The sequence below is a fragment of the Armatimonas rosea genome (genome assembly GCF_014202505.1).
Lineage (GTDB): Bacteria > Armatimonadota > Armatimonadia > Armatimonadales > Armatimonadaceae > Armatimonas > Armatimonas rosea.
On sequence record NZ_JACHGW010000010.1, the window covers coordinates 1 to 12,532 of the forward strand.

Here is a 12,532-nt window from a genome sequence, read left to right on the forward strand (position 1 = left end):
GTTTTGTGGTGCACCGATTCTATCGTCAATTCTTACCTGGGGGCCAAGATGGGATTCCTTAGCGTATGTTTTGCCCGAAAAACTAAAGTCGCCCCATAGTAGATTTGAGCAGGCGTAGCGTTCCCTAACGCCTGGTGGGGACGGCGCTCATTGTAAAAGGATAGGTACCAGCTCAGCCCTTGTCGGACGTCGCGGGGACAGGTGTACTCCTTCAGGTAGACCTCCTCGTATTTGACCGAGCGCCACAAGCGTTCGGTGAAAATGTTGTCCACATAACGGCCTCGACCGTCCATGGAGACTCTGGCTCCCGCCGCCGTGAAGCAGCTGGTGAAGCGCTCCGTCGTGAAGTGGCTACCTTGGTCTGAGTTGATAATCTCCGGCACGGTCTTGCCCAGCGCCTCGTGGCAACAGTCCAGCACGAAGGGTAGCTCCAGGGTTTCTGAGACCTCCCAAGCAACGACGTATCGGCTGTACCAGTCGAGGAAGGCCACGAGGTACATCCAGTTGGATGCCATCCGGATGTAGGTGATGTCGACTCCCCACACTTGATTTGGCCTGTCAATGGTGAGGCTTCGCAGGAGGTAGGGATAGATTTTGTGCTCTGGCCCTGCCCCTGGTTTAGAGAGATTTGGCCTCGGATAGAGGGTTTCAAGCCCCATTTGGGTGCGATAGTCTCGTATTCTGTGCCTTCCGACGTGGATTTGCTCATTTGCCAAGAGGGTGACGATCTTGCGTGATCCGAGAAAGGGAGCCTCGGTGTAGATCTCGTCGAGCCGCCGCTTGATCTTGAGTTCTTCTTCCCCTGGCGGACTAGGCTTGTAGTAGAGGTGGGTACGCGAGAGGGTGAGTAGCTCGGCTTGCTGAGTGAGGGGTAGCTCTGCTGCCTGCCCCCGTTCGAGCAGATTGACTCTTTCATTTCGTGTCAGCTCCGATGCCAGCTTTTTTTTTGATCCAGGCGAGCTGTGCGCTGAGCCTTCCGATTTGTTCGTAGAGTTCTGTGGTTTGCTTCTCGTGTTCCTGTGCGCTCTTGTCTTTGTTGGCTCCTCGCTCAAAGACTTCGGGCAGTGAGTTGACAGCTTCGCTCTTCCACTTGGTGAGCAGTGCGGGATGGACTTCGTTCTCTGCTGCGATCTGTGTGAGTGGCTTTGTTTCGCGTAGTGCCTCCAGGACGAGCTTGGCTTTGAAGGCGGGGCTATGTTGCTTTCTCATGGTGTCTATTTTGGCTTTCCGAATTTCTTAGAAAAGCCCGTCCGACTGTCCGATTTTCCCGGACCACTATATTCTGACTCCCAAAGCGGAAACTAGATTTTTGGGATCAATCCTCATTCAGACGAATGAGCCAATATTTTATCAAAAGCCAACTCTTTGATCACGAACAGAGGTAGTAGCGACAAACTATTCTTGCTTCAAATTTGTCGCGATAGTCAGCACTTCCAAATCCAGTTAGAACGATAAATTGTTTTATTTGCCATTGCAGTCCAGCTTCGAGCTTCCCACATTGACGTCTTGTCTTTACCGCCATATTTCGTAGAATCATCAAGCATACTGAAGACATCGGATGAAATAAATACATATCCATCAGCAAGATCACTCATCTTTGCCGCATGATTAGCTGCTCTTCCTACCCAGGTTAAATCATTATCATTCCGTACTCCTACACGACTAACAAATAACTCACTCGTATCAATACCTACAGTATGATTCATTGAGTATGTTGTTTTTGGATACCGGATCTTAATAGCAGGATTGATAATCTTATTAACTGCGTAATTTATTTTTAATCCTGTTCTGACTGCGCTTATGTCTTTTTTATCACCCAAATAAACAGCCATGATGCGATCTCCATCATATGCTGTAATCGTACCACCCTCATCTTTGATAATCCTCGCAGCACATTCTAGATATGACTTATAGATCGCTGCTGCAAAGTGCTGTTTAAAATTATCTACGAGACTTGTCGATCCAGACATGTCTGCATAAAGAACAGTCCCATTTATTTTAACTGCATCATTACCTAATTTTAGACTGTCAAGATCAGGAACTACTCTACCTTGGCGCTCAGTCCATTGCTCTTTTAGAGTCGAGGCTACAGATTCTTTAAGTTTTTCTTCAAGCGACATGAGCGTCCTCAGTTATTAGTTCCTAGATCATGAAAGATAGCACGAAGCCTATTGCAGACTGGAGCAATCGCAGCAGGTAGTTCCTTGACTTCTCCTGACCATTTATAAGAAAGCGTTGTAAAACCGGCAAGGTCGGAAGGTAATTTTGGCTCTTCACCTCGGCGTTCTATCAATATCGATCGCTTCTTGCCAATTCTGCCCATAAAGAAGCCTAGCTCAAAGACAACATTATCTCGAACTGTAGGCCAATCTTTGCGTCGCGTCATGGTGCTATCGTCCGCTTGTGCTATGGCGATTGCAAAATCCGCTAAGTCGACCTGTTCTTCAAGGGATTCAAGAGGGTACGATGATGCACAGAATACGCCATCTGTCCAAATAACAACATGGAAAGGGTCATGCTCTAAAGCATTTTGAACTGCGCGGGCAATCTCTAGTGATTCTGCAGATGACATGATGAATACTCTGATTTTATCGCGTGTTGCTGCAACGTGTGAATTACGTTGCTCTAGACGTCTCGCTAGAATTTTTGCAATACTCTTCCATATTTCAGGATTTTTATCTGCTGCTTCTTTAAATTGGGGTTCTGTGATACGTAGTACCACAGACTCTTCTGTAGCAAGGAGAGTAGCCGATCTTTTAAGGGATTTATCAGCTAATACCATTTCCCCAACATGTGTCCCACTTGCTCGGAAGGCCATTTTCTTTCCATTAACGATGACATCAAAAGAGCCAGTGATAATGAAGTAAAGGTCGGTATCACTGTTCCCCTGTTCGATCAGAACGGTTCCCGCAGTTATCGGAACTAGCTCACCGCATGAGGCTAGATAGTCGGCTAGGGAGGTATTGTGCCCAACGAGTGTCTGCTCAAGTAGTAACTCAGCTAGCCGCCTTTTCCCATCTACGCCTTCAAATCTCTCAATCATACATCATACCTAATGATAAGCACTAACCCAAAGCAAACTATAGCAAACACTAGGATTATATCATGCCATACTCTTGAGGCTGATGCGCCTTTCCAAGAAGAAGCATGCCGATGTATATGACCGTTTTTGGCGGTGGTCTCCGGTCCACGGCAGTTGCTCGATCTCTAAGTTGTCGCCAAAAAGGAACGTTTTAATGCACAACATGGAGAGTTCAGGCTGCATAGTTCTTTGTGAGATTTAACTCCTAGCGCGTGGCTGGAGAGCCAGCCGCGACCCGAGAAATCGGGAGCCGAGTAACGCTCCTGTTGGACCTAAACGGTCAATACCTTGCAACGGAACGAAAAGTACTAATAAGGGCAAACACAGGCAAACGTTCAAACACCTTCTTGGGGAGCCACAGGCAGATTTCTGGGTGACCAAAAACCTCCTTCCATCTACGGGCATTGCTCCATCAAGAAATTGGGCATCTGAGGCATGACCAAAAACTACTCTTTTTGGACGCTTCACTTGCCCTGGAACGCTGGGGGCTAGGGAGAGGCAGTTGGTGTGAATCCGCGCCTCCAGAGCCTTGTTATGCCTGCTCCTACATCTACATCTAGAGGTTGTTTGCCTAAAGCGTTTGCCCTTATTAGTACTTTTCGTTCCGTTGCAAGGTATTGACCTAAACGGGGGGCGGGTCATTTCCTAGACCACTATAGTGCCTTATAGATCTAATTCAAGGGAGCCGACCATCGAGGCTTCTTAGGTAGCGAGTTGAGCAGACTTGGTCATAATCCAACACTATACCCTCTCACTTCGAGTAATGAGCACACAGTAACAGGTGGCCATGGGCTACCAAAGCCAGTGTGAGTTCGCGACCTATTAAAGGGTAGACATCTGGAGACGTATTACCGTCACGCTTGGAGTGGGAGACCAGCTCGAAAGAGGATGCCAGCTTAACGTTGGCGAGAAGTGGTAGGGCGTGAGGACTCTGGTGATATAAAAACGGGGGTAGCCCATGTACGGCACTTCACTAGGGCGATGGGAGCAAGCTACAACCAAGTTCAGGTGTCCGGTCGCAAGTACCACTGGGGCTCCTGCACGTCCAGCAACAACCTCAACTTCGACTGGCGCATTATCAAGGCTCTCACCTACGTGATCGACTATCTCATCGTGCACTAGCAAGCCCATCTGCTTGTGTCCACCCCCCACGCTTCTGGAACATTGTGACTGTATAAGTCCCGCGTTACGAGCAGGCCAAAGATTGGCTACGCGAGCACGGGAAACTGATCGAAGTAGATCTTTAAGAGAGAAAATATCTGACATTTATTAAAAATCAACAATTATTATAGTTTTATCATCACTTCTTATACTATATAGATTTTCTAATTCTATAGATTTTTTTATTATTTCATCACATTTTCCATTTTTTAGCATATCTAAATTATGATCTATTACGGGACGTATCCCATCCGAACATAAAACAAGCCTATCTCCTTCCTCATATTGAAAGACTCCCTCTTTTAAAAAATTCATTACTTCAAAATCTCCATTTAAAACCCCATATCCGTATTCAGATTCAATATTATTTCGTAGATCTCTCCTTATGACTTCAGTCAAATTTTTCAAACTCTTATTATTTCTTTTGAAGATGTCCACAACATCGGTTTGAAATTCTGTAAATACATTAATCCTATTTTTCCCCAAAAAAACTCCTATGCAATCACCCACATATGAAAAATATATACAATTGTTATAAACAAAGACTGAAATACAAACTAATCCAGCGTAATCCTCTTCATTATAATTCATCACAGGAAATTTCAGCTGATTAAATTTTCTCAACTCTGGAAATATACTCACATATAAATCTTTTTGACTCATACTTTCGCTGATCTCTTCTGCCTTTAGAGTCATTAATTGGTATAATTTCTCCGAAAAGATCTTAGCGATTTCAGCAGATGGGCTAGGATTTGGATATTTACCCATTTTAGGACTTCGACTAACTCCATCAGACACTATATAAATGCCTTTATCTATATCAGTTATCATAAAATCTTCGTTAGGCTTCTCATAAGCATATTCGTTGTTTTTAATAGTGCATTTTTCGATTTTCATTTATTTTTCATACCTTCCAATATTTTATTATACTGCTCCATTGTTCGTCTCGAATTAGTTTCCAAGGCGGCTTCGTATGCACAGTCAAGAAATAATTTATAGTCACTATGAGATCTTCTACAATAAGAACTTGCCAGTTGCAAATTTGCGTGACATATCCCAAATTTGTTGTTAATTTTTTTATACTCTTTTAAACAATCATTCATATATTGATCACCTTTTTCATCATCTTCATAAGCATATGATATTTTACCTAGTCTAAACAAACTATTTGCAAAATATCTTATATCTTTCCCCGAAAAACCATCACGACACCTTAAAAAAATATCATTTGCCTCTCCGAAATCCTTTTGGATTTCATAAGTCACACCTATTTTATATTCAAGGTGCAGTTTTTCAAGTTCTCTATTATCACGAAGTAATTCAATAGCTTTTTTATAGCCATATATAATGAGATCTTTTTTCCTAAATTTAGTAATCACTTTTTTTCCGAATAAGTTCTCTTCTCTTCTGCGCAAAATATCATACCTACCACGTACTGACGCGGAAATTAGTAAATCAGAATGTACATAATCTTCCGAACAATCATTAATATCAGTAAAGCATTTTTTAAAATATTTCTTGGCATTCAAATTATCTGATTTATGGTAGTAAGATTCAGCAATTCTGTAATATATATTAGCAATAAGAATGTTATTATTAGATAATTTTAACATATCAGTCATTATTTCTTCTTCATAGAAACCATTGGTATAAAAAATCTCCGCAATTTTATTAAAAAAGACTAAGCATCTAGAATCATCATTACGTATGCAATTCTTTATTGCATGCACGACGTTCTCTTTTTCTTTTAATATTTCAAAAATAGTATTTTTATCAGAATTGATCATATATTTGATAAAATAATCAGTCTTTTTACCTATTAAAATACTTTCATCAGATTTACGAATTTTTTCACGTGCATATTCGCGCACGAGGGAGAGGAGGAAGCGGCGGGTGGAGTTGGGGGTGGTGTCACGCTCGACTAGCGAGCGTTGCCACCAACGCTGGAGATCTTCGAGGGAGACGCCGCAGATTTCCTGGGCGGCCTCCGGGCTGAAGTCGTAGGGGAAGACGCCTAGCTTGAGGAACCGTGCCCGCTCGTCCTCCGGGAGCAGGTTCAGCGACCACTGGAAACATGCCCCCATGCTCTCGTGGCGCTCCGGCCCGCCCCCGGACTCGTCGAGGTCGTGGCGGTAGGCCAGCTCCTTCACCCCCAGGCCACTTGCCAGCGATGCCAGGGTGCCCTCCCAGTGGAGCAGGTTCGCCGCGACCATCTGAATCGCCAGAGGGAATCCTTCCGTCACCTGGAGAATCCGCACCAGTGCCGCACGGTCGGAGTCGGAGAGGGTAGCGTAGGGAGCGAGTGCCACCTCAGAGTCTAGGCGGTCGCGAAAGAGCTGGACGGCGAATAACATATCGAAGTCTCGGGTGGGGGAGGAAGGCACCACTAGCCGCTTGACCAGCACATCCCGGGCTATGTTTCGCACCGTCCAGCGCTTGCGGCTCGTCACCAGGCACTTGATCCCCGTGAGCGCAAAGTCCTTCAGCCAGGTCCGGGTCGCCTTCGTATCGGCGCTCTCGAAGTTATCCAGGATCAGCAAGAGCTTCTGCCCTACCAGCAACCCGGCCAGCTCCTTATCCGGCTCCTTCAGCCCCTCGCTCAGCCCTAGCGTCTGTGCCATCGCACTAGCAACGAGCGCTGGAGTCACCGTCTCCAGGCTCTGCGACTCCAAGTTCACTAGACAGATGCGATCGAACTGCCCCCGGAGCGTGCGCCCCGCCTCGCGCGCAAGTCGGGTTTTGCCCACCCCACCCGGCCCACGAAGACAGAGAATCCACTCCACCGTTCGGTCAGTGGCCCACACCTGGACCGTTTCGACCAGCGCCTCACGCCCAATAAACGCATTTTCAGACTCCCCCAGATTGGATTGCGGCTCTGGGAGGGCCGCCTGCTCAAAAGGGTTCGTTACTCGCTTTAGTGGCGCGAGCTGAAAGGCTGTCGCCACAAAGCGTGCCGCGTTTCGTGCGGCTAGGGCTTGGCGTGCGTCTTTGTCCTCGCCCTTATTGCCATCCGCCCAGTCACAGATCCCCTTGACCAAAATCCAGTCGACTTTTCGCTTTTGGCAGGTAACATAAAGACCCGCCCCCTCCATTTCGCCGCCAATAGCCTCAGGCTCTTGTGCCACAAGCTGGTCACGAAATTCAGGGCTATCCACCAGCTTCTCTCCCGAGAGCGCCAAGCCGATTCGAACTTTGGCTTCGCTCCAGTAAAGCTGTGTATTGCTGAAGTAGTTCACCAACTCTGCCGAAGCGTGCGGCTTATCGCCACGAGCAATGTTTGTCTTAGCCCCGACTCGTGCTTGCTCGTATAGAGAGAGCTGTCGAGAAACCAACACATCACCGATTGCTTGCTTCTTCGGGTTCACCCCAAACGCAACTCCCACCATGATTACCGAGTGGGGCTGGAGATCAGTAATACTCTCATCAATCGCTTGTTGGGCGCTGCCCAGCCCTGAGGTTCCCATCTCGCAGAGTGTGTGCAGAACGCGCATCCCATTGATCTCACCAAAATCGTTGTAGGTTCGTGACCTAGGGCGAAGCGGATTAGGGGTCACTTTATGGATCTCATTGAAGGCTTCAAAAAGTTGTCGTGTCTCGTGAGAATTGACCGTAACCAACAGAACATCAGCAGAAAGGTGCATGCATAAAAGTATACAACGTGAGCTCGAGATAGTGGTCGTTTTAGCAGATGATTGCCCCAGCAGGTCAAGGCGACTCACGACAGTCTAGAGGTGTACCATAAAAACGGTCGTTAAAATGAACGGTTTGGATGTTGAGTGAGAAAACGGCAATTACACAAACACTTGCGGAACTCTTGTTTACGAACCGATGGTATACAATACATAACCATGCGACGACTTTTGGCGATCTTACTGGTGACGCTTCTGGTGGTGAACTCCTTCCCGCTAGCTGCTCAAGCTCGCCTCGTCTGCCGCGTCTCCGGTCAGGCAATGCAGCCCGTTGCCGTGGAAGATGATCCCAAGTCCTGTTGTGCCATCCGACCAACTCCCTCAGGCCAGCTTGAACTTGCAAATCGCTCTTGTTGCGAGATCAAGACCACGCCTGGTCATGCACCACTTCCTGGTGCACTGACACAAGAGCCCGTAGCGGGCATCGCTATTCTGACGATGGCTACTGTGCCAGTGCCTCGTCCTGAGTACCTTGAGGTCGTTCCTCCCGTTGTCTACGAAGGCACTCCCCAGTACCGAGGCCCACCGCCTTCTCCAGCTTCTCCCCGCGCTCCTCCAACCTTCTCCTGAAACTATCGTCATTTTGTGTTCGGGGCTCCGACGCTCTAGAACCCACCGATTTCGTTTTGGAGAAAATCTATGAAACGTTCGACCTTCTTTCTCGTGGCAGCTTGCCTTGCCACGCTTACCCCTCTTGCCACGCTTACCCCTGCGGCTTTCGCCGCGTCCTGCTGCGAGGGTGGCAACTGCTGCGTTGGCGGCAAGGCCTGCTGCTCGATGAAGGGTTGCTGCAAGCCCCATAGCAAGTGCTGTGACGCCAAGAAGAAAGCCTGTAAAGACTCTTGTGGCTGTAGCAAGAATAAGTGCTGCGATGCCAAGAAGCCGCACACTGGCACCAAGCCCCACGGCAAGTAGCGTAAGCTGAGACGAAGCCGGGCTGAGTGAGATTATCGCTCGGTTCGGCTTTGTCTTTCCCAAAAAATCTTTCGATAGATGTTGAAGTATTCACGGGGGCGCGATATAACTTCGACAGTTATCGAAAGGACTCGCCCATGCCAGATGTTATCGCGATCTTCAAAGCACTCTCCGATCCCACCCGGCTCGCGGTCTACAACTGCATCCGCTGCTGTGGCCCTACCTGTGGCTATAGCACCGACTCGGGGCAGTGCTGCGGCTCGTGCGACGGCACGGCGATCTGTGCGATTCGCTGCCAGGTGCCCTGTGCTCCTAGTACCCTCACGCACCATCTCAACGAGCTGCGCGACGCGGGCCTGATTGAAACGGAGAAGCGCGGTCGAGTTGTCTACTGCAAAGTAAAGCCTGACGCCCTCGGAGCCATCGCCACCTTCGTGAGTGGCAAGTAAACAAAGAAGGAAAAGACCATGAATACCGAAACTAAAAATAGCTGCTGTGATTGTTGTAGTGATGCCTGCTGCGCCGCCAATGGTTGCTGCACCGATGGCGTTTGCAACTGCACCTGTGCTTGTTGCCAGACCGATGGAGCCAGTAAGTAAGAATGCGATGCCGTTTTCTTGCGGCAGCGTTCCTTGCCGTACTGGTCGCTCCTGCCTGGGCTCAGGAAGAAGGCGGCCAGTCTATCAAGGACAAGCTGCATTCCACACTCCCCCCGTGAACCGGCTGACCCGGTGAGGGGTCGCCGCTCCGTGCGAGTGGCGTGCAAGGTAAGTTTCAGTTCGCTCAGCGTTATGTGGACTCCGTGCAGGAGCGCCCCCGCTGGCGCACGACATTGACAGAGAGAATCTCGCCTAAGTTTCAGATCGGAGTGGAGTACAACGCCAATGCGCCCGATGCGAAGCTCAATCCGGTGGGAAACTACTTCATTCAGACAGAGAATGAGAGCCGCCCAGGAATCATCGCGGGCTTCTCCAGTGATAGGATCGGAACACCTCATGGCATGAGCTACTTCGTCTCCGCGCAGAAGCAGCTCAGCGGAGAAAAGGGACGGGTAGCACCCTATCTTGGGCTCTCCTACTCGGAGTTCGGTAAGGAGGTGCTCACACCCTTTGGGGCTAGTCTCGCCTTGAAGGACAATTTGGTGCTCCTGCCAATGTGTGATGGTAAGTACGGCCACACAACTCTTTCATGGTTTAGCAAGCGCGGCGAGAGCATCAGTCTCATCGCGGCGTTTAACAAGCGCATCGGTATCGCCTTTGCGAGGAACTTTTAGGATGAAATACGTTATTGCGGCACTGGCCGCTCTTTGTATCGTCGTGGGAGCTTTTGCTCAGGAGAAGGCCCAGCGCGTCACGGGCAAGCTTCCGGCGAAGGCAGTTTGCTTCATCTGCTCCCAGAACGGGGAAGCTGAGGAAGAGAAGCCTGCGGGGGCCGTGGCCTACAAGGGCAAGACTTACTATTTCTGCAACAAAGGCGAGGTCGAGAAGTTTCTCAAAGACCCGGAGACATTCATTCCAGCGCCCGTCCCACGAGCCGCGCCCGCTTTCACACTCAAGACCCCAACGGGCGAGACGGTGACGCTGGAATCTCTCAAGGGAAAACTGGTTTTGGTGGACTTCTGGGCGACCTGGTGCGTCCCGTGCGTCAAGGCTATGCCCGACATGCAGAAGCTCCAAGAAAAGTACGCTGCCAAGGGCTTAACCGTCGTTGGCATCTCCATTGACGAAGAGGGAGCTAAGAAGGTCTCTCCGTTTCTTGCCAAGTCCAAGGTCAAGTTCACCTACCCGATCTTGCTAGACAGTGGCGATACCTGGAAGCAATGGGGCGTGAAGTCGGTGCCCTCGGTGATGCTGGTTAAAGACGGGCAGATACTGAGGCACTGGAGCGGCAAGATCGATGTAAAAGAGATCAAGAGCACTATCAAGGAAACGCTCGCTCCCTGACAGCCGGTATACTAATCATAATCGATGCGAAGACTTGGGTCCTGGAGACTGTTCGTGGCCTTGCTGCTGGTGCTCTCAGCCAGCGCGCCTTCGCTCGCCTCGACGATAAGTTGGTTCTGTGACGGGCGGCTCTGTGGCACTCTGTCTTGTTGCTGCGATCAGCTCGACACGAAAAAGAACGACAAGAACTGCCGAAAAGTCACAACCGACACCAAGGCCCCCGGTCTCTGTCAGGCAGGTTGTGGCTGTACCCCCGTTTGGACAAGTGCCAGCGACCATCAGGGATCGCTGGCAACTGCTGCACCCTTCCCCAGCGTATTGTTTGTCCTGGTTCCCACACCACTCTTACTTGAAGCAGTCCCTTTCGTTGCTGTCCGCTTCGTTCGTATTCCCGATTATCGCGGCCCCCCCGCCTTGCAGCATGACCTGCTGCCCTCTGGCCTTCGCGCCCCACCCGCTTCCTGAAAACGATCTACGTCACCTTGCGAGTCGCTTCTGCTACTCGCTGACTTCGTTTTCGGAGGCATTTTTTGTTTGTCCTTACCTTAACTCACGAAGCCCCTGCCCCCATCCTCTCGCTAGAGGCGGCGGTGCAGGAGGCACTCTTAAACCATCGGCGGCTTGCAGCAGCTCGCAAAGAGACCCAAGCGGCCCGACTCTCATTACGCGCTGCAAGGGCGCTCTCCAACCCGGAGATTAGCTTCGCGCCTGCTCTGGATCAGTTCAACGGCACCACCGAGGAGCTGCTCATTACCCAGCCGCTGGAGATCAATGGCACGCGTACTGCCCGAACTCGCGGGGCACTCGCCCAAGTTCAAGCTGCTGAAGCCAGCCTAACCACAGAGCTCCGCGAAACCATCGCCTCGGTCAAAAACGCCTATATCGAACTCTGGCGGGAGCGCGAACTCCAGGCTGTGGCTAAGTCTCTGGTCGAGACCGCCCAAGAGGTGCAGCGCCTCGCACAAAGGCAGGTCGATCTAGGGAGCCGTCCGGGAGTAGACATTGCCCAGACGGGCCTAGAAGTCACTCGCGCCCAGCAGCAAGAGATCCTCTCTCTCTCCAAAGTTCGACAAGCAGAAGCTGCACTCAATGTCGCTCTTGGTCGCGCCCCTTCCTCTCCCATTCCTACGGTTGAAGTAGTCCTCATTAAAATGGAGCTTCCCTCCGTAGAGGTCGCCCTATCCGGTGCGCTTGTCGCTCGCTCTGAAGTGGCTGTTGAGAGTGCCCAACGTGAGATTTTAGTGCAAGATGCCGCTCTGGCTCGTGCTGAGGGTAAGCCCGACATCGCTCCTCAATTCCGGTCCCAGTACGTCACGTTCCAGACTCCCAAGCGAAGCGACTATGGCTTCTCCATCGCCATGCGCCTTCCTCTCATTGACTGGGGGGCACGCAAGAACAAGATTCAGCAGGCAGAAGTGGCAACGCTAGCACAGGAGGACCGGATCGAGCAGGCAAAACAGGCGATTCGCCAAGAGGTCGTCCAAGCGCTTGCACGGCTCCAAGGAGCAAATGGGATTCTTGCCAGCTTTGCCGAGGCACTTCCCCAGGCACAAAAGCTCCTGAGAGCCTCCCAGCTTGGATTTGCCGAGGGCAAGACCTCGGTTCTTGCCGTCCTAGAAGCGCAGCGAACCTACCGAGCCACACTCACCCAGTACACCGAAGCTCAGGCGGAGCTGGCGCTTGCCCAAGTAGAGCTCACCCGCGCCATGGGAGGCCAAAAGTGACCCTACTCAAGTATAGAA

General features: G+C 50.2%; 12 protein-coding genes. 7 read left to right on the plus strand and 5 right to left on the minus strand.

Translation table 11 applies throughout. From position 1 onward, the window contains the following. Positions 1 to 32: 32 nt before the first annotated feature. From HNQ39_RS29720 to HNQ39_RS28455, 3 genes are all read right to left on the minus strand, one after another. Positions 33 to 1,209, minus strand: a protein-coding gene (locus tag HNQ39_RS29720; protein WP_343075994.1) for an IS3 family transposase whose coding sequence is annotated in 2 segments (ribosomal slippage) — positions 33 to 947 and positions 949 to 1,209 — 1,176 coding nt in all. Because the reading frame shifts where the segments join, the coding sequence is not laid out codon by codon here. Positions 1,210 to 1,424: 215 nt separating this feature from the next. Further along, entirely contained in the window at positions 1,425 to 2,120 is a 696-nt protein-coding gene (locus HNQ39_RS28450) for an adenylate/guanylate cyclase domain-containing protein (RefSeq protein WP_184203997.1), read from the minus strand. Positions 2,121 to 2,128: 8 nt separating this feature from the next. Further along, positions 2,129 to 3,043 (minus strand): TIR domain-containing protein, encoded by a 915-nt coding sequence (locus HNQ39_RS28455; protein WP_184203998.1) that lies wholly within the window; start codon positions 3,041 to 3,043, stop codon positions 2,129 to 2,131. Between the two features lie 951 nt (positions 3,044 to 3,994). On the opposite strand from HNQ39_RS28455, the gene HNQ39_RS28460 reads away from it, so the two are divergent. Next, the gene (locus HNQ39_RS28460) at positions 3,995 to 4,204 is read left to right on the plus strand and encodes a M48 metallopeptidase family protein (RefSeq protein ID WP_343075995.1); all 210 of its coding nucleotides are present in this window, start codon (positions 3,995 to 3,997) and stop codon (positions 4,202 to 4,204) included. Positions 4,205 to 4,351: 147 nt separating this feature from the next. Here the strand turns inward: HNQ39_RS28460 and HNQ39_RS28465 are convergent, their stop codons facing one another. Both HNQ39_RS28465 and HNQ39_RS28470 read right to left on the minus strand, forming a co-directional pair. Beyond that, positions 4,352 to 5,140: a hypothetical protein gene (locus HNQ39_RS28465; RefSeq protein WP_184204000.1), complete on the minus strand. Its 789-nt coding sequence runs from the start codon at positions 5,138 to 5,140 to the stop codon at positions 4,352 to 4,354. Next, the gene (locus HNQ39_RS28470) at positions 5,137 to 7,884 is read right to left on the minus strand and encodes a phosphorylase family protein (RefSeq protein ID WP_184204001.1); all 2,748 of its coding nucleotides are present in this window, start codon (positions 7,882 to 7,884) and stop codon (positions 5,137 to 5,139) included. The genes HNQ39_RS28465 and HNQ39_RS28470 overlap by 4 nt, the downstream gene beginning before the upstream one ends. Before the next feature lie 207 nt (positions 7,885 to 8,091). Here HNQ39_RS28470 and HNQ39_RS28475 point away from each other — a divergent pair, with 207 nt between their 5' ends. The 6 genes from HNQ39_RS28475 to HNQ39_RS28500 all read left to right on the plus strand — a co-directional run bounded on the left by HNQ39_RS28475 (position 8,092) and on the right by HNQ39_RS28500 (position 12,514). Further along, positions 8,092 to 8,502, plus strand: a complete 411-nt coding sequence (locus tag HNQ39_RS28475; protein ID WP_184204002.1) for a hypothetical protein — start codon at positions 8,092 to 8,094, stop codon at positions 8,500 to 8,502. A gap of 69 nt (positions 8,503 to 8,571) precedes the next feature. Further along, a complete protein-coding gene (locus HNQ39_RS28480; RefSeq protein WP_184204003.1) occupies positions 8,572 to 8,847 on the plus strand; it encodes a hypothetical protein in 276 nt (91 codons plus the stop codon). 137 nt (positions 8,848 to 8,984) lie between these two features. Continuing rightward, on the plus strand, positions 8,985 to 9,296 hold the full coding sequence (locus HNQ39_RS28485) for an ArsR/SmtB family transcription factor (protein ID WP_184204004.1): 312 nt from the start codon (positions 8,985 to 8,987) through the stop codon (positions 9,294 to 9,296). 311 nt (positions 9,297 to 9,607) lie between these two features. Then, entirely contained in the window at positions 9,608 to 10,120 is a 513-nt protein-coding gene (locus tag HNQ39_RS28490) for a hypothetical protein (protein ID WP_184204005.1), read from the plus strand. Between the two features lies 1 nt (position 10,121). Continuing rightward, entirely contained in the window at positions 10,122 to 10,790 is a 669-nt protein-coding gene (locus tag HNQ39_RS28495) for a redoxin domain-containing protein (RefSeq protein WP_184204006.1), read from the plus strand. A 530-nt stretch (positions 10,791 to 11,320) separates the two neighbouring features. Next, complete coding sequence (locus tag HNQ39_RS28500) at positions 11,321 to 12,514, plus strand: TolC family protein (protein ID WP_184204007.1); 1,194 nt, start codon at positions 11,321 to 11,323, stop codon at positions 12,512 to 12,514. The last annotated feature ends 18 nt before the right edge of the window (positions 12,515 to 12,532 follow it).